Origin of the sequence: Bradyrhizobium roseum (assembly GCF_030413175.1) — a bacterium.
Taxonomy (GTDB): Bacteria; Pseudomonadota; Alphaproteobacteria; order Rhizobiales; family Xanthobacteraceae; genus Bradyrhizobium; species Bradyrhizobium roseum.
In genome coordinates, this window is record NZ_CP129212.1 from 4877253 (window position 1) to 4901853 (window position 24601).

The window sequence follows — 24601 nt, forward strand, 5'->3', positions numbered from 1 at the left end:
CGCCTCGCGCGTGGTCGCGCCGTGCGAGCAACGGTCCCGGAAATTGATCCAAGAAAAGCGATTACAGCAGCTGGCCACGACGAAGCGCCTCAGCAACACACTGGGCTATCGAGCCGGCGTTAAGCTTTCGTCTCGCGTTCTCGAGGTGAAACACGACAGTCCGCGGCCTGATCTGGACAAGCACCGCAACATCGGAAATTGTCTTTCCGCGAGCGACCCACGACAAGCATTGTCGCTCTCGCTGCGTCAATGCCGCTTTATCGCGTGGCTTGCCGAGCGGCCGATCGAGCCGCACGGAGACGTGGGCATGAAAATACAAGCCGATCAGACGAAGGACATCGGTTGTTTCGAGAAGCAAGCGGTTTGTGCCAGCGATCGATTCTGCCGTTGCGAACGTAAACGCGGCAATCCGCCCAAAGCCCATTCTGATCGGCACCGTGATACCGGACTTGATTCCGAACGTGGTAGCTTCCTCAAAAAGCCTTTGCTGTTCTTTTGCTGCGCCAATGATAGGCGCACCTCCCCATGAGAACAGATCGTATTCCTTTGCGGCGCGCTGGACGACCGGATCGATCATTTGATAACGCAGGTCGAAATATCTCTCGGTCCAGGATTTGGGGTATGAGGACAATAGAGCCGGGGTGTCGTCGGTCATACGCAGATAGGCAAAGCGTTGAAATCCGAGCCCTCTGATGACGCGCGACGCCACCCGCTCGAATCCCTCTTCGTCCGCGGCCGTCTCAAGCGCGTCGACAAATTCCTGAAAAGCCTCTTCGGTGAGCTTCATCTGGCGTTTCGGGCAAACTTACCCCTGTTAGAGTCCGATGCTGGCTGGAAAATTGCCTTGGAGGGAATGCCGCTGTCTGGAGTGTCGCGGCAAAATGATCACCCGTACTAAAGTTCGTGAAGCGGACTGGACTTCAGGCGACACGATCCCCCTTCTTGATCTTCGTAGCCTCATTATCGACGCCTGAGGGCGTTGTATCCGCGAACAATATTTCATCACACCGCGCGAAGGCATGGGTCACGTCTACGTGGGCACGCCCAACGCGCTGGGCATCAGCACGCCGGCGCGTTCGCCGTTGTTTCCGGAAAATGCCCACCATTGCCGAGATATTTCCCGGATGCCAGTCGTGGTCTGGTTTGGCATCCTCGCGTCCGCCGGCATGCCTCCGGAGATCTTGGCCAAGCTGAACGATGCGATCACGCGTGCGATTGCGACCCTCCGTGCAGGAACCCTTGAAAGAACCTCGGCGTCGAACCCAGGAGCTCGACGTCGGACGCCTTTGCGGAAACCATCCGCACCGATTTCGACAGATGGTCGAAGATTGTCAAGCAAGCCAACATCACGCTCGACCAATGCGATTTCCTGCTATTCGGCCTTGACGTTGCGCTCTTCAATCACCTTGCGCCAAGACGGTATCTCGGCGGCAATCAGCGCGTGCAGCTCCGAAGGCGTGCTGGACTTGGCTTCGACGCCGTAGGCGAGAAAACGGTCGCGTATTTGGGGCATCGCCAGGACTGTGGTCAGCGCGGCGTTGAGCTTGTTGACCACTTCCGCGGGCGTTCCTGCCGGGGCGAGGATGCCGAACCAGGTTTCGACCGCAAAACCCTCCAGAGCATTGCCGATGGGCGCCGCGTTAGGGGCAACCGGTGAAGACCCCGGCGACGACACGCCAAGGAGCTTCACCTTTCCGGCCTTGATATGCTCGTTGAGCGTATCTGATGTCGTCGTGAGCAGGATATCCACCTCGGCGGCGAAGATCGCCAGCGTCGTCGGTGCCTGGCCCCGGTAGGGAACGTGGATCATCTGCAGGCCAGCCTGATTGAGAAAGCGCTCTGTGCTGAGATGCCCGAGCGACCCTGGCCCTGCGGACGCATACAGCATCGGCTTGCTCCGCGCCCTGGCATGGGCAATGAGCCCGACGACGTCCTTCACGGGAACACTTTCATTCGCCACCAGCACGAGCGGCGCAGTGGAAACCAGCGAGACCGGTGCAAAGCTCTTCAGCGGATTGAAGTCGACGCTCTTTTGCAGCAGCGGGGCAATCGAAATCGGACCGTTGTTGGCAAACAGCAGCGTGTAGCCGTCGGCGTCCGAACGGGCGGCTTCGTTGGCGCCGGTTGTGCCGGCGGCGCCGCCGCGGTTATCGATGATAATCGGCTGGCCGAGAATTTTTGCCATCGGCTCCTGCAGCGCGCGCGCCATGATGTCGGTCGAACCGCCGGCAGGATATGGCACAACCAGCCGTATCGACCGCGTCGGAAAATTATCCGCTGCGGCCGCCACGGAGATAACCGAGGCCCCGAAAAGGAAAAACAGAATTCGCAATACTTTCACGTCGATCCTCCCATATTATAGTTATTGTCCTGCAGCACAGTGCGCGGCATCAACTCATGGTGCTGCCGCCAGTTTTCCAAACGCCCCGGCGGCCGCGGCCTGCCCGACTTCCTTCGAAGACCAGCCAAGCACGCGCGCAAGAACCTCATCCCGATGCTCGCCGATGGCGGGGATATCGTGGCCGATCCCGGTTTGGGCTCCCGACATACGCCATGGCGCGTTGACGCCCTTGAACTTGCCTGCGACGTCGGCAACCTCAGCGAATACGCCGCGCTCGGACAAATGCGGATCGTGCAGCGTCTCGGCCGGATCCCGGAACCGCGCATTCGGAATTCCAGCGCGATCGAGCGCGGCCAAACACTCATCCACGGAGTGCTGCGTAGTCCATCTCTCGACGACCTGCATCATTGCGCTCCAGTTCGCCCCGCGCGCCGCCACCGAAGTAAATCGCGGGTCGGATGAAAGCTCGGGCAGCCGGGTCAAGTCGCGAAGCGCTGCGAAATTGCGCGCCGATACCGGTGCGATCAGGATGTCTCCGTCCCTTGCCCGCACCGGACCATAGGTTGGCCGCGGGACCGGCGCGGAGAATTGCGCCTCCTGCAGTTCGTACACCATGAGGTTCAGCATGCAGTCCATCAGAACGACGTCGACCTGCTGCCCTTCCCCCGTTCGCGCCCGCTGCACCATGGCGGTTTGAATGGCAGAGAAGCCGAAAGTGCCGCCGAGAATATCGGCCACGAACACCGCGCCCGCCGCCGGCCGATCACGATCTCCCGCGTATCGCATCAGCGCGCGGTCGAAGCCGCTCTCCGCATGGACGATCATCGCATAGGCGGGACGCCTGGACCGCGACCCGGTCTGGCCGTAGCCGGATATAGAGCAATAGATCAGGCGCGGATTGATCTTGCGCAGCGCTTTATATCCGAGGCCGAGACGTTCCATCACACCGGGCCGGAAATTCTCGACCAGAATGTCGGTGCTTTCGATCATGCGATGCACGAGCCCGATCGCCTCCGGTGATTTGAGGTCGAGAGCCAAGCTTTTCTTACCGGCATTGAGCTGACCGAAATAAGCACTCTGGCCTTCGCGAAGGGGGGCGCGCAGGCGCATTTCCTCGCCTTCCGGAGGCTCGATCTTGATCACTTCGGCCCCCATGTCGGCCAGCAAGCGCGCGCAATAAGGACCGGCCAGCATGATGGAGAAATCCAGCACGCGGACGCCGTCAAGCGGGGAGTTCAAGGGCTGGTCCTGCATTGCTTCTTCCTTATCGTGGCAAGCCAAGCGCGCGCTGCGCAATCAGGCTGCGCTGGATTTCGTTCGTCCCGATGCTGATCACCCACATCAGGGAATGACGCAGGTTCTGCTCGAACCGGCCATTGTCGATGGCGCCGGGCATCTGTTCGGAGAGCGCGGCTTGCATGCCGAGCATGTCGAGCGCGGCTTCGCCGAAACGTTCCATCAGTTCACTGGAAAACACCTTGCTGATCGCGCCATATTCCGGTGGCGTAACGCCGTCCACCGCGAGTTCGGCACAATGCATCATCAGTTGGCGACCGATCTCAATCTCGCCGGCGAACGTCGCCATCCGGTCGCGGATGACCGGATCCGCGCTCAACTCCGGCCGGCTCAAAAGGTGTTGGCGCAGCTGTTCAAAGGCATGCGCGACTTTCAGCACGATGCCACCGCCCACCAGTCCCCGCTCGAAAGCAAGCGCTCCGGTCAGGACCTTCCAGCCCTCGTTCACCCGCCCGACCACGTTCTCCAGTGGTACGCGAACGTTGTTGTAGAAAATGTTGGCGAACGAGCCGTCGTACATCGTGGCCGCCGGCTGGATCGTGATCCCCGGAGCGTTCATCGGCACGATGAACATGCTGATGCCGGCATGGGGCGGCGTCGCGTTCTTGTCGGTCCGCGCCGCCAGAAACATGTATTCACCCCACCAGGTCGTGGTCCAGATCTTCTGTCCGTTGATCAGCCAATCGTCGCCATCGCGGACCGCGCTGGTCCGCAGTGCTGCGAGGTCCGATCCCGCCTGCGGCTCGCTGTAGCCCATCCCGTGCATGGCCACGCCGCGCAGGATCTCGGGAAGGTACTTTTTCTGTTGCTCCGGCGTGCCGAACATCATGAGGGCATTGGACTGGATCGAAGCTCCGATGCGCGGCGCTTCGCCCCGCTCCATGGTTTCGATGAAGGCGATTTGCTCCAGGGGCGTTCGCGCCTGACCGCCGAACTCGCTCGGCCAGCCGAGCCCAATCCACCCGGTGCCGCCGATGTCGCGGGCAAACTCGGCATCGAACTCACGCTTGGCGAACGGCCGCGCGTCAAAGGCGGCTTTTCGGTCTCCCGCCCAGTTCTGCGAAAGCCAACGCCTCGCCAGTTCGCGCAACTCGTTGCCGGCGGGTCCGAGATCGTACTGCGGCAAGCCTGTGCCGCCGTTGTCGAACAGACGCGAAGCGAGCCGTCGTTTGGCATGGGCCGCACCGCCAAGCGCGATCGTGTCCAGATGCACGCGCTTGAAGTGCCGGGGTGCTTCGTGCTCCTCGGCATAGCCGATGGCGCCGAACGTATGCTGTATCTCGAGCGACACACGACGCAGCGCCGGGCCAGCGAACGCCATCGCGCAATCGGCAAAGTAAGGCCAATCGTCGTCGCCCTTGTCCAACAGCTTTGCCGTATGGTGCAGAACGCGCCGGGCGCCCTCGATGTCAATGAAGCAATTGGCGAGCTTGTGCTGGATCGCCTGAAATCTTCCGATCGGCTGTCCGAATTGCTGTCGCTCCTTGGCATACTCCGCCGCCAGTTCGAGTGCCCGGTTCGCAGCGCCGTGGGCCCGCGCAAGCAGCGCGATCGCGGCGATCGATCGCAGATGGTCGAGACCGACATCGCCAATGGGAACGAGCGTTGCGGGCACACTCTCGAGTGTCAACTCCCAGTTGCCCCAGGCGCCCATCATGCGCGTGGGCACGCGCTTGACCCCACCAGCTCCGAGGTCGATGAGTGCAAGCTCTGCTTCACCCACGGGCACGAGCAGATGCGTAGCGCTACCGGCCGCCTCGACGAAACGAAGCGATCCGGTCGCCCTTGCCTTGTCGAGCGCTATCGAACCGACACCGACATCCGGGTCGAAGGCACCGAAGGAGAACGCAAACCGCGCCCTGCCCGCCTCAAGCGCCCGTCGCATCCCATCGGCGGCGGGAGATGCCTTCGATAGTGCAATATTGGCCAGCATCGCAGACCACATCGGCGCGGGACAGGCCGCCCGGCCAAGCTCTTCCATCACCACGAGGATCGCAGCAAGGCTGCGCTGGTGCGGATCCGAGCCCAGAACCACCACTCCTTGCTGGACCAGCCTGCTCCAAATTCCGGCGATCGCTTCCGGCGACGCGCGATCCGTAGGGCCGTCGGGGCGCCAACGCGCTTCGAGAAGCCTCCGCATGGAGTCGCGGAGCAGCCCTGTAACGTCATCGCTTTCAACGCTTGCCGCACCCATGGCAGCGCGTCAGCCTTGACCGAATTTCGGCTTGCGCTTCTCCTTGAACGACATAGTTGCTTCCTTGTGGTCCGCGGTCTCGAACGTGACCTGTTCGAGCGCCATCGACGCCTCGAGCAGCATGTTCACACGATCCTTGACGATCTGATTGATCGACAGCTTGGTCCAGCGGATCGCCCATGTCGGACCATTCGCGAGCTCGATGGCGATTTCCCGTGCCTTGCCCAGCACTTCGGCACGGGGGACGACGTGGTTGACGAGGCCGATCCGCTCCGCTTCCCTGCCCTTGAGCAGCGTGCCGCGGATCAGGAACTCCTTGGCCTTGTTGATGCCGACCAGCAAAGGCCAGATTACGGTGCCGCCATCGCCGGCAACCAGGCCGACGCGCGAAACATGCGTGTCGCCGATGCGCGCGTCTTCGGACATGATGGTGATATCGCACAGCAGGGCGTGGGTCGCCGCGAGCCCGATGGCATCGCCATTGATCGCCGCGATGATCGGCTTGTCGAGCTCGAGCTGCCGGGTGACTCCTCTGCGGCTGATCATGGGATCATGCACCTCGCCCTCTTCGAGGACATCCCCTCCGGGGCGCTCCGACATCGCCTTGACGTCGCCTCCGACGCTGAAGAAATCGCCGGCGCCGGTCAGCACCACGACACTGACGGCGTGGTCATCGGCAAGGTCGTCCCAGATCGTCCGCAGCTCGCGGATCAGCTTCTGATTGATCGCGTTTCGTGACTGCGGCCGGTTCAAGATCACCGTTGCGATCTTTTCCGATACCTCGACCTTGAGGCATTCATACTTCGCGTAATTCGACACTTTGTTTCTCCTGCTGTTCTTGTGTTTTGAGCATAGGCCGGCTTCCAGGCCCGCTAACGCCGCATGCCTGGCTGGATCTCGGCCAGGGCGACATGCAGCGACATGGCGCCCGGATCCTGCTCGAGCATTCGCTGAACAGCTTCGAGATGCGTCCGCATCAGCCGGCGGGCCGTTGACGCGTTCCGTCCGGCTATCGCCGACAGCAATTGACGCCGCCTCTCGGCCAGCCGGCTCATCGCAACGCCGCTCGATGCCACCTTGGCGTAGACAAAGCGCATGTGAATTTCGGTCACGGAATCCATAATCATTGCCATGACCTTGTTTCCGGTCGAAGCCGCTAGCAGCTTGTAGAATTCACGGGAGCACTCGACCCGGTCGAGTAGCCTGCCCTCCCTGGTCGCAAGCTCCGTCCGCTCGATGTTGGCTTCGAGCGCGTCCAGATCGGACTGACGCGCGTGGTCACAGGCCAGACCCACGACGAGGTCGAGAACGTGTACCCGCGCCTCGGATAACTCCCGGACTGAAATCGTGCCAAGGCTCAGCATGTCCCGCATGACGTCGTTCATGCGGCTGGTGTCGCCTTCCTGGATGAAGGCGCCGCCTTTGACTCCCTTCATCAATCGAAGCACGCCAGCCATTTCGAGGCTACGCAACGCCTCCCTCAGGACATTTCGGCTCACGCCGAGCTGCTGGGCGAGGTCGCGCTCCGGCGGCAGCTTGTCGCCAGGCTTCAGCATCCCGAGAGCGAGCTGCTCACGGATGCGTTCGCAGATTTCCTCGAATGCCCGCCTTGTGTGGATCGGCCGGAACCTGGGGACCGGCGACGGACTTGCGGGCGTCCGCTGTTCGGGGGGGCGCTCCCGCCGACCGGACGGAGCGATGCGTGTTTGCGCTGGCGCGCGAGGGCTTGACTTGATGCTCATGGACTGAATTATTAAATGGATCACCCATTCAATGGAAGCCCCTATCGCCGGCTTCGGGCAAAAAAATCTGCAGAGGGTCCATGAACTTTTCCGAGGAGCAGATCGCCTTTCGCGACACCGTCCGCAGGATGGCCGAAAAGCATGTTGCGCCAATCGCCGCCGAAATCGACGAGACCGACCGCTTTCCGACCGAGCTTGTGAAGCTGTTTGGCGAAATGGGACTGATGCAGCTCTGGGTGCCGGAAAGGTATGGCGGCCCGAACGGCAATCTCGCCATGGCCTGCATCGCGCGCGAGGAGATTTCGAAATTTTCGCCCGCCTGCGCCTCGATTGCGGCGCTCAATACCATGTTCATCATGCCGCTCCTGCATTTCGGTTCGGAGGAGCAGCGCAAGAAGTATCTGCCGATCATCGCGAACGGCGGCATTGTCACCGCGATCGCGATCTCCGAGCCGCAAGCCGGTTCTGATGTGGCCGCCATCAATACGCGCGCTCGCAAGGAGGGAGATACCTACGTTCTGAACGGCCGCAAGCAGTGGTGCAGTTATGGCGTCGTCGCCGACTACATCGTAGTCATGGCGCGGACGAGCGACGGCAGCGGCGCGGATGGAATCAGCGCCTTCATTGTCGAGCCGAAAACAATGTCAGGCATCTCCTTCGGGCGCCACGAGCGCAAGATGGGATTCCGCGGGGCACCGAACACGCCGATTTTCTTCGACAATGTCAGAATTCCAGCCGAGAACCTCGTTGGCGAGGAAGGCAAGGGATTCCGCGCTTCGATGCGCGCCCTTGATCTTAACCGCCCCACCATCGGTGCCCAATCTGTGGGCTTGGCTCAAGGTGCACTCGACGCCTGCGTGGCTTACGCAAAGGAACGAAAGCAGTTCAAGAAACTGATCTCGGAATTTCAGGGCGTCCAATTTATACTGGCCGACATGGCCATGCAGATCGAGGCGGCGCGCGCCTTGGTATATGAGTGCGCGCGAGCGGGCGATTCCGGCGACTGGAAGCGCCTCAACGTCCTGGCGAGCATGGCGAAATGCGTCGGAAGCGACATGGCCATGAAGGTCACGACCGATGCCGTCCAGATCTTTGGCGGCTATGGCTATACCATGGACTACCCGGTCGAACGCATGATGCGCGATGCCAAGCTGACACAGATATTCGAAGGTACCAATCAGATACAGCGATTGGTGATCGCCCGTGAGCTGCTTCGTTGACGACCTCTCAACGGCGCTCTAAACGCGACCTTCCTCCGAAACGATGACCCCCGTCACTGTGGCTGAGCAAGCTCGATTCAGCCTGTTCAGATTTGTTGTCGCCGGAATTTCTTTGACCGCCCTGTGAATGTCCTGCACATGCCGCCACGCAACCATTCTCAAAAGGTTCAACTCCCCGCTCCAATCCATCATAACGAAGTTTGAGCGAGGTCCCGTTACCGGGACACAGCCAAATCTATCTATATTTCTCACCACAGCGCTTGCTTCGTGCAAAAACGCGGAAGCTGAAGTCCGCGGGATGGCGCCGCTGTCGGGACGTGACGAACGAAAGATGGTCCGGGCTTCATGTCGGTCGGACCTGGTCGAGCCGAAGACCGGGCGGAAATCCTGATCACGGTGACCGAAATGGATCTCGCCAAGAAACGCACCACCGGCGACAACCACCTGCAAATAGTTTGCGCCGGCCGATCAATCTTGCGGTCGCGGAGCCAAATTCGTTTCGGACCCTGCGACCGCCTTTGCGCTGAAGGTGGGGCGGCTAGGCCGCCCGCACCGTCGCGAGGAATCTTCCGCCCTCGGTCTTGAGCCGGTTGCTGTCGCCGGACAGCATCTGCGCCGCCGATAGAACCTGCGTCGAGGCCGACCCGGTCTCGCTGGCGCCGCGCTGAACGTCGGTGACGTTTGACGACACCTGCTGGGTGCCCTGCGCCGCCTGCTGGACGTTGCGCGAGATTTCCTGGGTCGCCGCGCCCTGCTCTTCCACCGCGGCCGCAATTGTCAAGGAAATCTCGGACAGCCTTTCGATCGTGCCGCTGATCTCCCTGATGGCACCCACCGATTCCTGCGTGGCGGCCTGGATGCCGGAGATCTGCTGACCAATCTCGCCCGTGGCTTTCGCGGTCTGTTCGGCAAGCGCCTTCACCTCGGAGGCGACCACCGCGAAGCCACGACCGGCCTCACCGGCACGGGCAGCCTCGATGGTGGCATTCAACGCCAGCAGATTGGTTTGCCCGGCGATGGTGTTGATCAGCTCGACCACGTCGCCGATACGCGTTGCCGCCTTCGACAGTTCGGCAACACGATCGTTGGTCTTGCGCGCCTGATCGACGGCCTCGTTGGCCATCCGTGCGGATTCCTGTACCTGCCGGCTGATCTCGTTAACCGATGAGGAGAGTTCCTCGGTGGCCGACGCCACCGACTGCACGTTGGTGGACGCTTCTTCGGAAGCGGCCGGGACCATCGTGGTCAGCTCCTGCGACCGTTCGGCGATCGCGGTCAGCGTCTCCCAGCTGCGAGCGCTGGGCCGAGAACCCTATTACCAGCTCATCTGCGGCGAGGAGTTCTTCCAGCACCGGCTGGCGCTCGACCGCTCGTCGCTGGCGCAACCGCATTTGGCGAGGAACGGCCGCGGGCATTGCTGCAGGGGAGCCTGTCGGTTGCCATCAGGACCAAGGCGATCCTGCCGTCCGAACTGTCGCGGGTGATCGTCGACGGTGGGGAATGTCACTTTCTTGGGCTGCACTTGGCGCTGTGCCCATGCCAAGCAGTTCAAACGCGCCAACCGGATGCTTGAGAAGCTGCGCACCTAATCTCGGTCGCGTCATCCCCGACATCGGTCGCAAGATCGAGTGCAATGGCGGGCTCGAAGCGGCGTTCGCCAAGTTGCTATTGCTGGCGCGGCGCGTGCGCGAGCCGCAGCAACGTCAACTCGGGCCAATCCCTGCACACGCCGGAAGTCGAATACATCGGCAAAGGCGCGGCCGATCACCCTACGAATTCGGCGTCAAGGTCAGCTTTGCTACCACTCCTTCCATGGGTGCCGAATGGCTGCCCGGCAATCCATATAATGGCTATACTCTGGAGACCGCCATCCCGGACATGGAGGCCCTCGGTCGGCGCATCCTCGCGACAAGGCCACCGAGGCCACAATCCGCCCGATTACAAGTTGAGGATCTCATCCCGGAGCAAAAGCGAGGGGTGACGCCCGCGATCAAGCGTGAACTCCGCCGCAGGTCCGCCGTTAACCCCGTCTCGGCCATCTTAAGGCCGAGCATCGCATGGGCCGCAACTAGCTCTGGTGCCGCCGCGTCGATGCCGTCAACGCCGTCCTCGCCGCCGGCGGACACACCTTCCGCCGCCTCATCCGCTTGATCAGGCTTTATTGGTTGATCGGCCTCGGGCTGGGAATGACCCTCCTGGCAACGATCAGGATCCGCAAGCGGCTCACCGTAAGATCGTTGCGCCCAAACAGGCGGATGTCCCCAACGTGACAAGCCCGTAGCCGGGAGGCCGCCCCTCCCCCATGCCGCTTTCAGCCTAACGCCCGGCCGCCGAGTGGGACACCGTCAAGTGGCAAACCCAGGTGGTGCAGCGCGGTCGCTAGAATTCGAGAGCGAGAGTTTTCGCGCAACAAGTTCATCGCCGTCAGCACTACTGCGAGCAATCGCTCTGCCGCCAAGGACGACTAGGCCGCCAGAACTTCTCCGATCCGCTCCCGGATCGTCATGCGTTCCTCGAGCGGAGTATCCTTGTCGAAGCTGACATCGTAGGCAATCATGGCCGGACGCTTCAGCACGACGATGCGATCGCCGATCTCCAACGCTTCACTGATCGAATGCGTGATGAACACAGCGGTTTTGCCGTTTTCTTTCACCAATCGCACGAATTCCCCGCGCAGCTTGCCGGCGGTGGATTCGTCCAGCGCGGAAAACGGTTCGTCGCACAGCAGGATGTCCGCATCGGTCGCGAAGGCGCGCGCGATCGACACACGCTGCCGCATGCCGCCCGACAGCTGATGCGGGTAGTCGTCCTCATGGCCGCCGAGGCCGAGCTTGATCAGCCACTTTCGCGCGGTGTCCTTGCGGTCCGGCGGCGGCGCATCCAGCATCTCGAGACCGAGCTGCACGTTCTGGATCGCGGTGCGCCATGGCAGCAGGCGATCGTTCTGAAACACGATGGCCATCTTGCCGCGGAACGCGTCGAACTCGGCAAACGGATTCCTGCCGTTCACCCGTACCGTGCCGGCGGTCGGCTCGGTCAGGCCTGCGATCATATTGAAGATCGTCGACTTGCCGCAGCCGGTCTTTCCGAGCAGCGCCAGCATCTGGCCGGGCGCGACATCGAGGTTGAGATGATCCACGGCGCGATAGGAGCCGGCCATCCCTTCCTTGCCGAACACCTTGGAGACATCTGCAAGATGAATCACGCCACTGGTCGCTGACGTCTTTTCGGCCACCAGAGTATCAGTCATAGCGCGCGCTCCGAAACCGCCCGGTAGCGGAAGGCGGTGTTTTCGATCAGTGTGAGCGCGCCCTGCACGATCAGCACGAAGAACACCAGTTGCAGCGTCCAGGCCAACGCCCCGACCATGTCGAACAGTTGCTGCTGCTGCAGCAGTTGATAACCGACACCGCCGGTGGCGCCAACCAGTTCGGCCACCACGACCACGCGCGCGGCGTTGCCGAGATTGACCTTCCACGCCGTCAGGATGTCCGGCAGGATGGCCGGCGCGATCATCACGCGAAACAATTTCAGTCGCGTCGGACGAAAGGAAAACACCATTTCCGTGAGATCCTTCGACATACCGCGCAGCGCGCCGATCACCTGGAAGGTGAAGGCCGGCAATGTCGTCATCACCATGATGAAAAAGATCCGGAATTCGACGCCATGAAACCAGATGATGGCAAACACCACCCAGGACAGCGCGGGGATCCCCTGGAACAGCGTCAAGATCGGCGACAGGAACTTGTCCGCCGCCTTAGACCGAACCATAATCAGGCCGAGCAGGCCGCCAATGATGAACGCGCCGCCGAGGCCGGCGAGAATGCGCAGCACGGTCGCCATCACATCCCAGAACATCGCGCCGGTGGAGAAGATGTCGATGCAGCGCCAGAACACGTCGATCAGCGACGGGAACAGGAAGCGCGGGAAGAACAGCGAGGCGAACTGCCACAGCGCGATCACCACGATGAACGGGAAAACCGACGTCCAGACCTTGCCCGCTATCGCCCGCATCACGCCTGACGTGGCGGGTGGCGACGCAGTCTGTTGCGCCATATCCGTCATTTCCCGCCCTCATAGATCGTCGCTGGCGACGGATCCGCCGGCAGGAAGGCGATCGACTTGCCGGCCGCATAGACCGAGTTGATCTCCTTGCGAAGGTCAGACGCCCACCGGACGTTCATGCCGAGACGGTCATTGTGCTGGATAAGGGCTGCGATGGCCTTCTGATCGTCGGGCGTCCCCTTCGGCAGGATCAATTTGGAAGCCGCTTCCGGATTTGCCGCCACCCACTCGGCCGCCTCCTTGTAGGCAGCAAACAGCTTGGGGATTGAATTCTTGTTCTTCTCGGCCCAGGCCACATGCGCCGCGACGCCGAGATAAGGAATGCTGTTGCTGCCGGTGAACTTCTTCCAGCTATCGGCGATCTTGATGTCGATGGTACGGATCTCACGCTTCTTCGAGATCAGCGTGGTATAAGCCGGCTCCCACAGCTGGATTGCAGCGGCACGATCGGCCATCGCATAGCCGACAAGGCCGGGCGTAGCCGTGTTTATCACCGAGAACTTGCCGGTGTCGGCACCGAGCTGGCGCGCGAACCAGTCGAACATCACATAGTTCGTCGTGCCCTTGGCCGCCGCGAGATCCTTGCTCTCGAGATCCTTCAGCTCCTTGACGTCGGGGCGCGAGGTGACCACGGCGCCCCAAAAGTCAAACAGATTGAAGAGATACGTCACCTTGACACCGCGCGCATCGGCAAGCCCGACCGTCAGCAGCGCCGCGCTGCCGCCGACCTGGAACTCACCGGAATTGAACTGCGCCGTATAGGCGTCGGGTGTACGTTCTTCGAACTTGATGGCGAGCCCGTTCTTCTCATCGAGTTTCTGCGCCTTGATCACCGGCGGCAGCAGTGCGCCAAGCGACGGCGCGCCGAATACCACGATGGAAAGCGGCTCGGGTGCCTGGGCATAGGAGGGCGATGCTGCAGCCAGCGCGGATGCACAGGCAATGCTCGTCAAGAACGTCTTCATGGCCATCCCTCCCCCTAAATTTCTGATTCGTTCAGGCCGCGCCCGCGACCGGATTATCGAATTCCTTGCGCAGCGTCGTGAAGAACTTGCCGACCAGATGCTTGGAGACGCTGGTCAGGATGCGCTGGCCGACCCCGGCGACGAGGCCGCCGATTTCGCCGCCCCCCTGAAACTTCAGCCGACACACATTGGGGCCTTCGGGAATGATCTCGAAGTTCGCGCTGCCATTGCCGTGACCAAGGGTGCCCGCGCCCGACACCTTGATGCTGCAGGCCTTCGGCCGCGCCTTGTCAAACAGCGAAATCTCGCCCTCAAACGAACCGCCGACCGCCGCCACGCGTAGCTGCATTTCGACCTTGTAATTGTCCGGTGCGATCTCCGTCATCGCCTTGCAGCCGGGGATGCAGCGCGTCAGCACCAGCGGATCGTTCAATGCCGACCACAGCTGCTCCACCGTCGCCTGGATGGTTTCTTCACCGCCGATGTCGAGCTTCATGACGCGCTCCTTCAGAGTCCGAACAGCTTCTGCGCGAGGCCGCCATTGATGGCGGCGCGCTCCGCATCGGAGAATTTCGTATCGGCCACGATCTTGAGCGGCGAAAGATCGCCGATCGGGAACGGCATGTCCGAGCCCATCATCAGCCGGTCCGCACCGACGATATCGGCGAGATAACGCAGCGTGCGGGGGTCTTGGACGACGGTGTCGTAATACATCGCGGCCAGCGCGGCGTCGGGATCGCCGAGCTTCTTGTCGAGCGCGTAGTTGGTCCGCAGGCGGCCGATGATGTAGGGGAGCCCTGCGCCACCGATCAGAGCCAGGAACTTCATTTTCGGGAAGCGCGCGAAGTGTCCGGCATAGATCATGCGCGACACCGCGATCATCGTGTCGGTGACACGGCCGACTGCGTTGGCCATGCCGTAATCATGAACCCGGTCGTCGCCACTTTCGAACACCGGATGCGGGGACACGATCAAGCCGAGTTCATTGGCCGCTTCCCAGAACGGATCGAGCGCGGGATCGTCGAGCACCCCGCCCTTCCCGTTGGTCTGGGTGCCGATCATTGCACCCTTGAAGCCGGCGGCATGGGCTTCGCGCAGCACCTCGGCGGCAAGCTTGCCATCCTGGGTCGGCACGGTGGCAAGCGGGATGAAGCGCGGCTCGGCCTTCGCGGCCTGCATCAGATGTGCGTTGATGAGGCGCGACCAGGCCGCACCTTCTGCGGCGGGCAGGTCATTGCCGTACATGTCGAGCCAACCGGCGACGACCTGACGGTCGATCTTCTGCTCATCCATCCACTTCAGGCGACCGGGCAGATCGCTCAGCGGCTTCGACACCGGACGCGTCGATTTGCCGCCGGCGAAGGAAAAGCCAAGACTCGCCCCGTCTTCGATCAGGCGGACCGACGGAAACTTCGCGGCCTGCGACTTGATATCCTCGAGCAGGCTCGGCGGAACGAGATGGGCGTGACAATCGATGATCATGTGGCTTGCTCTTGCGGTTTGCCTTGCTGGGCGTCGGCGATGGCGTCACCAATCGCAGAAATTCGAATAGGCAGCTTATTGAAGGAAATACCGAGCGGCGAAACGGCATCGTTGATCGCGCTCGATATCGCCGCGGGTGATCCGAGATAGCCGCTTTCCCCCGAGCCCTTCTGTCCGAACACCGTATGCGGCGACGGCGTGCAATGATGCACGATCTCCACTTCCGGCATTTCGTGCGAGGACGGCAGCAGATAGTCCATGAAACTTTGGGTGATCAGGTGGCCCTGCTCGTCATAGACGAACTCCTCCAGCAGCGTCGCGCCGAGACCGTGGGCGATGCCGCCGAGGGTCATGCCCCGGACAATGTGCGGATTGATCACGACACCGCAGTCGTGGCCGATGACATACCGCTTGATTTCCGGCTTGCCGAGATCCGGGTCGATCGCCAGCAGCACCAGGTGAAACTCGAAGGAGTGACACGGATACATCTGCACGCGGCCGTTTTCCGGCAGTTTGTTGCCGGTCGGCACCTGCATGACGTGCGTGGCCTCGAGGCCAGGCTCCATATCCCGCGGCAGCAGATGATAGTTGCGATGCGCGATGGTGACGAGCTCGGCCCAGCTCAACGAATGGCCGGCAGTATCGCTGGCAGCTCCGGACGCGAACGTGACGTTCTCCTCGGCGCAGCCAAACTGATGCGCAGCGATCCGGACGAGTTTGGTCTTGAGCTTCTGTGCGGCATGAAAGGCCGCACCGCCGAGCATGATCGCCATGCGGCTGCCAACGGGCGAATTCGACGGCAGGCAGGCCAGCGTGTCCGGCCTGATGACGCGGATCAAGTCCGGATCGATCTGCAGGACTTCGCCGATGATGGTGCCAACCAGCGTCTCGTGGCCCTGCCCCGACGAGGTCGTGTGGATCGTCACGGTGACGAAGCCCAAGGCATCGATATTGATGCGGGCGGAATCCATCCAGGTCGTGGTGGTATTCTTCTCGTTCAGCAGCGGCTCGAACGACGAGTTGCCGCCGCTCGGCTCCAGGCAGGCCGCGATGCCGATGCCCGCCAGCATGCCGGAAGCGCGCAGCCGGTCGCGCTCCTGCTCCATGGCGTCGAAATCGGCGTGCTTGAAAACTTTCTCGACAACAGTGTGATAGTCGCCGCTGTCATAGCTGCTGCCGCTCGGAATGAGATACGGGAACTCGTCCTTGCGGATGAAGTTGCGGCGCCGCACTTCGATGCGCGGAAGGCCGACCGCGGCCGCTACCTTGTCGATTGCGGTTTCGATGGCGTAGTTCGTCGGGGCCTGACCGAAGCCACGCACGGCTTCCTGCATCGCCTTGTTGGTGGTGACCGACTGCGCGCGGTACTGCACGCTCTCGATCTTGTAAGGACCGACGATGGCGCCGATCGGCTTGCCCAGCTGGAACGGCGCGCGTCCGGCATAGGCGCCGGCATTGTCGAGCGCGCGGATCTTCATCGACTTGACCACGCCGTCGTCATTGAACGCGACGTCGATGTCGAAGATGCGTTCGGGACCATGCGCATCGCCGCTGCGCATGTTTTCGAGGCGGTCCTCGATGAAGCGGACGGGGCGGCCGACCCGGCGGGCGAGATACGCCACGAGCACGGACTGCTTGATGCCGCGCTTGACGCCATAGCTGCCGCCGACGTCGACGTCGTGATGGACGCGGACATTGTTTGCGGGAATTCGTAATGCGCGAGCGATCTGGTCGGGGTATTTGGGCATCTGGATCGAGGCCCAGACATCGAGTATGTCGCGCCACGAATCCCATGACGCCGCCACGCCGAAGGTTTCTATCGGCACCGTCGAATTGCGCCCCCAGGTGACGCGGAACGACAGGTGGCGCGGGCTCTCGGCGAAGTGCCGGTCGACCTCGCCCCAGACGAACAGCTTGTCGAGCAGCACGTTCGATCCGTGGGCGGCATGGACCGGCGGACTGTCCGGCTTCAGCGCTTCTTCCGCCTTCATGACGAACGGCAGCGGCTCATAGACGACGCGCAGCTTCTCGGTTGCATCTTCGGCCAGCGCGCGGGTATCGGCGACAACCGCCGCGATCCATTCGCCGGCATAGCGTGTTTGGCCCACGGCCAACGCAAAGCGCTTCACATGCGGGGTGTCGAGACCGTTCATCAGTTGGTCCGTAGCGCCTGCGAGTTCATCGCCGGTCAGCACATAGTGCACGCCCGGCATCGCCAGCGCGGTGGAGGCATCGATCGACACGATCCTGGCGGCCGGATGCTGCGACGGCAGCACCGCGACATGCAGCATGCCTTCGAGCGCGATGTCGGCGACGTAGCGTCCCTGCCCGGCCACAAAGCGGCGGTCTTCGCGAACGCGGCGATGGCTGGAGACGAAGCGGAAGGTCGAGGGAGCGGCGGTCATCACACGATCTCCTTCGGCGCATCGGCTTCGAGAACGCCCTCCTCCGGCGCATCATGCCCGGCGCCGTGGTGTCCCGGGCTGACGTGATTTGGCCGCAACGCATTGGATTTCTGCAGTCGGCCGGCGGCGAATTGCACGGCCTCGACGATCTGCCCGTAGCCGGTGCAGCGGCAGATATTGCCCGAAATCGCCTCTACGATCTCCTCGCGGCTGGGTGTATGGGTATGCTGAAGCAGCGCGTGCGCGGACAGGATCATGCCCGGCGTGCAGTAGCCGCACTGCAGACCGTGCGTTTCGCAGAACGCATCCTGAATGACGCTCAGTTCGCCCGGGGCCGGCGCGAGACCTTCGATCGTGGTGATCTCGTACCCATCGGCCTGAACCGCGAACATCAGGCATGAACGCACTGGTTCACCGTCGACCAACACCGTACAGGCACCGCACACGCCGTGTTCGCAGCCGGCATGCGCGCCGTTGAGCAGGAAATTCTCGCGCAACGTATCGAGCAGCGTCTTGCGCGGCTCGACATCCGCTGTGCGGCTGACGCCGTTGACCCGAAGCTCGACCTTCATCACGCCGCTCCCTTCAGCGGGCGGGCGCCGGCTTCGGTTATTGCCTGTTCAATGGCACGCTTGCCGAGCGTGATGGCGACACGACGGCGATAGGAGGCACTGGCATGAAGATCGCTCGACGCCTCCAGGTCGCCCGCGGACGCGTGAACGGCTTCCGCGACGGACGCCGCATCGAGCCTTGTGCCGAGCAGCGGCGAGACATCCAGCCGGAGCGGGCGATCGCCGACGCCGCCGACGCCAAGCGCGATATCGATACAGCGCCCGTCCTCATCCAGTGCGACCTGTGCCAGCGCCGAAGCGAAGGCGAAATCGGATTTGCGGGCGCTGACTTCAAAGAATCCGACGCCGACGCTTCTGTGTTCCCAGACCGGAAACCTTACAGCGCTCACGCATTCGCCCGGCGCAATCGTGGTCAGCATCGGACCGATGAAAAAGTCGTCGGCCGGCATCGACGACGGGCCATCCGGCGTCGCCAGCATGATCTCGGCACCGAGCGTGACGGCAACTAATGGAATTTCCGCAGACGGGTCAGCATTGGCGATCGAACCGCCGACCGTGCCGCGATTGCGCGTCGCTGGATGACCAACCCACGGCAGCACGGCCGCCAGTGCCGGCAGCTGCGCACGGACCAGTGGATCCCGCTCGGCAATGACCTGCCGCGTCGTCGCGCCGACGACTACCGCGCCGCCCTCGGTGCGAATGCCCGCAAGCTCGGGAAGGCGCATGATATCGATCAGCTTCGTCGGCCGGGCCAGACGCATCGCCAGCATGGGCACCAGAGTCTGGCCGCCCGCGATGGCGCGGGCATCCTCGTCACCGGCCAGCAATTCACACGCCTCCGCGAGCGACTGCGGCCTGACATATTCGAACGGTGCCGGCTTCATGATCCTCGCTCAGCTCAGCAGCAGGCTGGCAGACACGGGCGACATTACGGAGACCACCTGGCTCCTCAGCAGCGGACCATCGATCTCGCTGGCAGCCTTCGCCGCCGCCCAGTCGACATCGGCGCTGAATGCCGCCCAGGCCTTCGTGCGGGCATCCTCATCGGCAAAACGCGTCATGTAGGTGAGACGGCCGTCCTCCGTCTGGGATGCAAAGGCGCCGATCAGTTCGATGCCGTGACGCGGGAAGAACTTGACCGCAACAACCTCAAGAAAGCGGCGGCGCATCGCATCGGCCTTGCCCTCGGCGGCTTCATACACACGAATCTCGTAGATCAACGCCCGCCCCCCTCGATGCTCCGGCTTGGCCGGAGATAAGAGCGCGCCAGATCAATTGTCAAATATAAACTAATTCAATCATACCTAATATGTGCAATTGATATGATGCAATTTTCGTAATGCAGCATGAACGTCGGGTAGGATCGGGCTAAGAATACCGCGGCTTTGCGACGTTCATGCGCAATTCGGCAGATACATGATAACATCCGACATTTTGCACTATTTTTTTATCATACAAGTAATGGAGTAATACAGTAAAGATTGCATCAATTTAAAAATTGTACTATTCGTCATCTGAACGTCTTTCGCCCTCCCATGTGGGGCTTGGAAAACCGACAGCGATGACAGATTGGGTGCCTGACCTCGAGCCGATCCTGGGCCCTCGGTACCTCGCCTTCGTGTTGGCGCTGGATGCCGATATCGCCGCCGGCCATGTCAAACCCGGCATGCGGCTGTTGCCCCAGCGCGACATGGCGCAGCGCCTCGGCCTCAGCGTCGGCACGGTGTCGAAGGCCTATGCCGAAGCCGAGCAGCGCGGCCTGATCTCCGGAGAGGTCGGACGCGGCACCTTCGTTCAACGCCGCCGGCCGGAACAGCGCAACGCGCTCGGCACGTCGGACGCCACCATCAACCTCGCGCTCAATGTGCCGCCCTATACCGGCGAAGACGACCTGATCGCATCGACGATCGGCGATATCGCCGCCACCGGGGAGATGTCGAATCTGCTCGGCTATCTGCCGCATCAAGGCCTTCGTCAGCACCGCGAGGCCATCGTCAGCTGGCTCGCATCGCTCGGAGTGACGTCCGATGCCGAGCAGATTTTCATCACGCATGGCGGCCAGCACGCGCTCTCTATCGCACTCGGAATGATCGCCAAGCCCGGCGATACCGTCCTCACCGAGACATTCACCTATTCCGGCATGCTCGCCCTGTCGGTGCAGAACTCCTATCGGCTGCAAGGGGTTGCGACCGACGGCGAGGGCCTGGTGCCGGAAAGCCTCGACCTCGCTTTTACCGAAACCGGCGCGCGCGTGGTCTATTGCATGCCGACTCTGCAGACACCGACCGGCAGCATCATGCCGCAAACACGGCGGCACGCCATTGCCGCGATCGTGCGCAAGCACGACGCTTATCTGGTCGAAGATGACGCCTACGCCTATCTGCTGACGCCGCCGCCGCGGCCCGTCTCTGCGTTGATTCCCGAGCGCAGTTTCTATGTCATGAGCTTCGCCAAGTGCCTGGCACCCGGGCTGCGGATCGCCGCGATGATCGCGCCGGACTCGTTCCGCGACCGTGCCATCAATGCCATGCGGGCCACCGGCTGGATGGCGGTCCCATTGATGGCCGAAGTGGTGGCGCGGCTGATCACCAGCGGCGACCTTGCCCGGCAGTCCCGGATGAAGCGCGACAAGGCGGCGCTGCGCAATGCCATCGTGCGGCGTGTGCTGAAGGAATGGCTGCCGCCTTCTGAATCTGCACCCGGCTTTCACATCTGGTTGCCGCTGCCCGCGGGCCGCACGATGAATGCACTGGTGACACAGGCCGCACAGGCCGGCATCACGCTGGCGCCTCCCGGCTCGCTGCAGCGCATGCCGACCGAACAACTCGGAATCCGGCTTTGTCTCGGCGCACCGGCGACCGAGGAAATTCTGGAGCGCGCGCTGATCGAGATCAGGCGCATCCTGGAAATGGCTGAGGCGATCTCTTTCGTCTGAGTTCAACGCGCGACCGGCGCAACTCGCCCGCCATCCAGTGCAGATACCTGCTGCCGTGCCGGACGCATCTCTTCCAGAAAAATGATACAATTTCCAATTGAACTACGACAGCAATGCATATGCGCCATGTGAAATGGTTAGCGCCTCGCGCAAAAGCCTTTTAACCAAAAGCGAAGAGGATCGCAGTCACAGATGGCCTCGCCGATCCCGGCGGGGGTTGCCCAGGGAACTGCCAGTATGCTCGCCCGCTATTCTATCCGCGCCAAGATCACAATCGTGGTGTGCTTCCTGTTGATCGCAATGTCGACGATGGGCGGGCTGGCCATGAAGCAGATGAGCGACATCAACGCCTCGACCGTTGAGATCGCCAGCAGCTGGCTGCCGAGCGTGCGCGTGCTCGGTGAAATCAGGGCGGCTACTATCACCTACCGAGCCATCGCGCGCTCCCATCTGCTTGCAACCACCGAGCCCGGCAAGCAGGCGCAGGAAGTCCTGCTGAAGAAATGGATCGAGAACGTCGAGAAGGCCCACAAACGCTACGAGCCCATGATCAACTCGGCGGAGGAGCGCGCCTTTTACACGGAGTCCAAGGCCGCCTGGAATGAGTATCTGGACGGTGTGAAACAGGTGTTGATCCTGTCCCGCAAGAACGAGGACAATGAAGCGCGCACCCTGCACGCCAAGGCGTCGCTTGCCGGGGTAAAATCCGACGAGATCCTTCAGAAGGCCATCGACCTCAACAACAAGGGCGCCGACCATGCCGCCGCCAACGCGGCGGAAAGCTACGCCGCGGCCATGAAGATGGTGCTGATGTCGCTCGTGCTGGCCATGATCGTCGGAATCGGCGCCGCCGTCCTGCTGGTGCGCGACGTCTCCACCGGCATCAAGTCGATCGTGACGCCGATGCAGGCGCTGGGCGCTGGCGACCTCACCGCGATGGTGCCGCATCAGGGAGAGCAAACGGAAATCGGCGACATGGCAAACAGCCTGCAGGTTTTCAAGGAAGCGCTGATTGCCAAGAAGGCTGCCGACGAAGCCGCCGCGATCGATGCCGAAGAAAAGATTCGGCGCGGCGAACGCGTCAACGCCATCACCCGCGATTTCGAAGCTCTGATCGGCGAGATCGTCGGGACGGTTGCCTCGGCTTCAAAGGAGCTCGAAGCCTCCGCCGGCACCCTGACAAGCGCCGCCGAACGTTCGCAGAAGCTAACCACCGTGGTCGCCTCGGCCTCCGCGGAAGCTTCCACCAACGTCCAGTCGGTGGCATCGGCCACCGAAGAGATGGCCTCCTCGGTCAACGAGATCAGCCGCCAGGTACAAGAATCCGCCAATATCGCAAGCCAGGCGGTCGACGAGGCACGCAAGACCAACAACCGCGTCGGCGAATTGGTGAAGGCCGCGGCCCGGATCGGCGACGTTGTCGAACTGATCAACACCATTGCCGGCCAGACCAACTTGCTGGCGCTGAACGCCACCATCGAAGCGGCGCGGGCGGGCGATGCCGGCCGCGGGTTTGCCGTCGTCGCTTCCGAAGTGAAGGCGCTGGCCGAGCAGACGGCAAAAGCCACCGGCGAGATCAGTCAGCAGATTTCCAGCATCCAGGCGGCAACCCAGGAATCGGTCGGTGCCATCAAGGACATCGGCGACACCATCGGCCGGATGTCGGAGATTTCCTCGAGCATTGCCTCGGCGGTGGAACAGCAGGGCGCGGCGACCAAGGAAATCTCGCGCAACGTGCAGCGGGCGGCAGACGGCACCATGCAGGTATCGTCAAACATCACAGACGTGCAGCGCGGCGCTTCCGAGACCGGATCTGCGTCTACGCAGGTGCTGTCGGCCGCGCAGTCCCTGTCCTCTGAAAGCAACCGGCTGAAGATCGAAGTGAGCAACTTCTTGAGTTCGGTGCGAGCGGCATAGCCCCCGCAGCCCGCAGCTCACCCAATGGGAGGCCGCCGCGTATGCCAGTCCGTCGCCGACTGGAAGGCATGCGCGGCGCGGGCAAGCACCTGCTCGGAAAGATGAGGACCGACCAGTTGCATGCTCAACGGCATCCGATCTGAAGCCATCCCCGTGGGCAGCGTAATGGTGGGGCTCCCGCTGAAGTCGAAGACGGCCGTGAACCGCAGGATGCTCAACAATACGTCTGGATCGGCCCCGTATTCGCCCATCTTTGCCAGCGTCGGAATGGGCATCGGCATTGTGGGGACGAGCAACAGATCGACGTCTTCGAACAATGCCGCCAGGCTGCCGGAGAATTTCAGCCGCTCGTGATGAATGGCAGCGATCTCGACACCACTTACCGATCTGCCCTGCTCGATCAACTGCGCAAGGTCTGGACCGTACTCCGACTTGCGCGACGGGTATGTCTCCAGGTGAGCTTCGGCGGTCTCCACCGAGCACATCGGAATCCATTGACTGACGAGTTTCTCGTAGGAGGGAAATTTGACCTCACGGATTTCAGCGCCGAGATCGGCGAGCGTGCGCTCCGCTTCCAGCAGGGCTGCCACGACCTGCGCGTCAACGCCCTCCTGGGTGTATTTGCGGTCCACGCCGATCCTGAGTCCGCGTACGCCATCGCCAATCCGGGCCAGATAATTCGGCACGGGAGCCAGCAGAGCCGTCGGATCATTCGCATCCGCGCCAGCGATGACACCCAGCATCGCCGCAGCATCCGCGGCGCTCCGGCACATCGGCCCGACATGATCGAGCGAGTCGGCCAACGGGAAAACGCCGTACCGGCTGACGCGGCCCCATGTCGGCTTGATTCCGGTCAACCCGCACGTCGCGGATGGAAACCTGATCGAACCGCCGGTGTCGCTTCCGATCGATCCGAAGCAGAGCCCGGCCGAGGTCGCGACGCCGGATCCGCTCGATGAGGACCCGACCCAGTAGTCAGCGTTCCAAGGATTGAGCGGGGCCCGATCGTCCGGATGATGACTGGTATAGGCGCCCTCCGTCATCTTGAGCTTTCCGAGCGTTACCGCACCGGCGCGCTCCAGTCGATCGACGATGGTCGCATTGAACGACGGCACGAATTTCGCGTGGATCTTCGTACCGCCCGCGGTCGGTGCGAACGTCGTGTAGCACAGGTCCTTCAGCCCGATCGGAACGCCATGAAGCGGCCCGCGCCAGATGCCCTTGGCGATCTCGCTGTCGTACTTCTTGGCCTGCGCCACGGCTCGTTCCGCCAGGACAACGGCATATCCGTTGAACCTTCCGTCGAGCCTTGCGATACGCTCGAGGCTTGCCTGAGTGACCTCCGAGGGTCGCAGCTCCTTGCGACGATACCGTTCGGAGAGTTCGGATATGGATTTGTAGTGCAGCTCATCCGCAGACATATCGGCACCGAGCGTTCATCGGATTGCTTCCTCGCAGGCAGCGACA

20 protein-coding genes and 2 pseudogenes are annotated in these 24601 nt (G+C 62.2%); 4 read left to right on the top strand and 18 right to left on the bottom strand.

All coding sequences use genetic code 11. The features are described 5' to 3' along the window. Positions 1–61: 61 nt before the first annotated feature. The 7 genes from QUH67_RS23170 to QUH67_RS23200 all read right to left on the bottom strand — a co-directional run bounded on the left by QUH67_RS23170 (position 62) and on the right by QUH67_RS23200 (position 7573). The gene (locus QUH67_RS23170) at positions 62–787 is read right to left on the bottom strand and encodes a helix-turn-helix transcriptional regulator (protein WP_300941545.1); all 726 of its coding nucleotides are present in this window, start codon (positions 785–787) and stop codon (positions 62–64) included. Positions 788–1030: 243 nt separating this feature from the next. Continuing rightward, positions 1031–1360 carry a hypothetical protein gene (locus tag QUH67_RS23175; protein ID WP_300941546.1) on the bottom strand — a complete coding sequence of 110 codons (330 nt, stop codon included), beginning with the start codon at positions 1358–1360 and terminating at the stop codon, positions 1031–1033. Positions 1361–1372: 12 nt separating this feature from the next. Further along, entirely contained in the window at positions 1373–2209 is an 837-nt protein-coding gene (locus tag QUH67_RS23180; protein ID WP_300941548.1) for a Bug family tripartite tricarboxylate transporter substrate binding protein, read from the bottom strand. A 186-nt stretch (positions 2210–2395) separates the two neighbouring features. Further along, positions 2396–3595: a CaiB/BaiF CoA transferase family protein gene (locus QUH67_RS23185; RefSeq protein ID WP_300941550.1), complete on the bottom strand. Its 1200-nt coding sequence runs from the start codon at positions 3593–3595 to the stop codon at positions 2396–2398. 10 nt (positions 3596–3605) lie between these two features. After that, positions 3606–5672 carry an acyl-CoA dehydrogenase family protein gene (locus tag QUH67_RS23190; RefSeq protein WP_300941552.1) on the bottom strand — a complete coding sequence of 689 codons (2067 nt, stop codon included), beginning with the start codon at positions 5670–5672 and terminating at the stop codon, positions 3606–3608. Between the two features lie 168 nt (positions 5673–5840). After that, positions 5841–6650: an enoyl-CoA hydratase/isomerase family protein gene (locus QUH67_RS23195; RefSeq protein ID WP_300941554.1), complete on the bottom strand. Its 810-nt coding sequence runs from the start codon at positions 6648–6650 to the stop codon at positions 5841–5843. Positions 6651–6703: 53 nt separating this feature from the next. Next, complete coding sequence (locus QUH67_RS23200) at positions 6704–7573, bottom strand: FadR/GntR family transcriptional regulator (RefSeq protein ID WP_300941556.1); 870 nt, start codon at positions 7571–7573, stop codon at positions 6704–6706. A gap of 128 nt (positions 7574–7701) precedes the next feature. Between QUH67_RS23200 and QUH67_RS23205 the strand changes: the two genes are divergently transcribed. Further along, positions 7702–8793 (top strand): acyl-CoA dehydrogenase family protein, encoded by a 1092-nt coding sequence (locus QUH67_RS23205; RefSeq protein WP_300948142.1) that lies wholly within the window; start codon positions 7702–7704, stop codon positions 8791–8793. 375 nt (positions 8794–9168) lie between these two features. Further along, positions 9169–9243 (top strand): annotated as a pseudogene (locus QUH67_RS34870) (LON peptidase substrate-binding domain-containing protein); the annotation flags it as partial. An 88-nt stretch (positions 9244–9331) separates the two neighbouring features. Here the strand turns inward: QUH67_RS34870 and QUH67_RS23210 are convergent. The 10 genes and pseudogenes from QUH67_RS23210 to QUH67_RS23255 all read right to left on the bottom strand — a co-directional run. Continuing rightward, positions 9332–10075: pseudogene (locus QUH67_RS23210) on the bottom strand (methyl-accepting chemotaxis protein); the annotation flags it as partial. A 1182-nt stretch (positions 10076–11257) separates the two neighbouring features. Then, complete coding sequence (locus QUH67_RS23215) at positions 11258–12043, bottom strand: ABC transporter ATP-binding protein (protein ID WP_300941558.1); 786 nt, start codon at positions 12041–12043, stop codon at positions 11258–11260. Beyond that, the gene (locus QUH67_RS23220; RefSeq protein ID WP_300941559.1) at positions 12040–12849 is read right to left on the bottom strand and encodes an ABC transporter permease; all 810 of its coding nucleotides are present in this window, start codon (positions 12847–12849) and stop codon (positions 12040–12042) included. The genes QUH67_RS23215 and QUH67_RS23220 overlap by 4 nt, the downstream gene beginning before the upstream one ends. Before the next feature lie 5 nt (positions 12850–12854). Next, the gene (locus QUH67_RS23225; protein WP_300941561.1) at positions 12855–13823 is read right to left on the bottom strand and encodes an ABC transporter substrate-binding protein; all 969 of its coding nucleotides are present in this window, start codon (positions 13821–13823) and stop codon (positions 12855–12857) included. Positions 13824–13854: 31 nt separating this feature from the next. Beyond that, positions 13855–14319, bottom strand: coding sequence for an SRPBCC family protein (locus QUH67_RS23230; RefSeq protein WP_300941562.1), 465 nt, complete (start codon positions 14317–14319; stop codon positions 13855–13857). A gap of 11 nt (positions 14320–14330) precedes the next feature. Then, positions 14331–15305, bottom strand: coding sequence for an amidohydrolase family protein (locus QUH67_RS23235; protein ID WP_300941564.1), 975 nt, complete (start codon positions 15303–15305; stop codon positions 14331–14333). Continuing rightward, positions 15302–17710: a xanthine dehydrogenase family protein molybdopterin-binding subunit gene (locus tag QUH67_RS23240; RefSeq protein WP_300941565.1), complete on the bottom strand. Its 2409-nt coding sequence runs from the start codon at positions 17708–17710 to the stop codon at positions 15302–15304. Before QUH67_RS23240 ends, QUH67_RS23235 begins: the two co-directional genes overlap by 4 nt. Next, entirely contained in the window at positions 17710–18282 is a 573-nt protein-coding gene (locus QUH67_RS23245) for a (2Fe-2S)-binding protein (protein ID WP_300941567.1), read from the bottom strand. Before QUH67_RS23245 ends, QUH67_RS23240 begins: the two co-directional genes overlap by 1 nt. Then, positions 18282–19166 (bottom strand): FAD binding domain-containing protein, encoded by an 885-nt coding sequence (locus QUH67_RS23250; RefSeq protein ID WP_300941568.1) that lies wholly within the window; start codon positions 19164–19166, stop codon positions 18282–18284. The genes QUH67_RS23245 and QUH67_RS23250 overlap by 1 nt, the downstream gene beginning before the upstream one ends. Positions 19167–19175: 9 nt before the next feature. After that, positions 19176–19502 (bottom strand): NIPSNAP family protein, encoded by a 327-nt coding sequence (locus QUH67_RS23255; protein WP_300941570.1) that lies wholly within the window; start codon positions 19500–19502, stop codon positions 19176–19178. A 341-nt stretch (positions 19503–19843) separates the two neighbouring features. On the opposite strand from QUH67_RS23255, the gene QUH67_RS23260 reads away from it, so the two are divergent. Both QUH67_RS23260 and QUH67_RS23265 read left to right on the top strand, forming a co-directional pair. Then, the gene (locus tag QUH67_RS23260) at positions 19844–21217 is read left to right on the top strand and encodes an aminotransferase-like domain-containing protein (protein WP_300941572.1); all 1374 of its coding nucleotides are present in this window, start codon (positions 19844–19846) and stop codon (positions 21215–21217) included. Between the two features lie 237 nt (positions 21218–21454). Next, on the top strand, positions 21455–23134 hold the full coding sequence (locus QUH67_RS23265; RefSeq protein WP_300941574.1) for a methyl-accepting chemotaxis protein: 1680 nt from the start codon (positions 21455–21457) through the stop codon (positions 23132–23134). Positions 23135–23151: 17 nt separating this feature from the next. On the opposite strand, the gene QUH67_RS23270 is transcribed toward QUH67_RS23265, so the two are convergent. Next, a complete protein-coding gene (locus tag QUH67_RS23270; RefSeq protein WP_300941575.1) occupies positions 23152–24555 on the bottom strand; it encodes an amidase in 1404 nt (467 codons plus the stop codon). Positions 24556–24601: the final 46 nt, after the last annotated feature.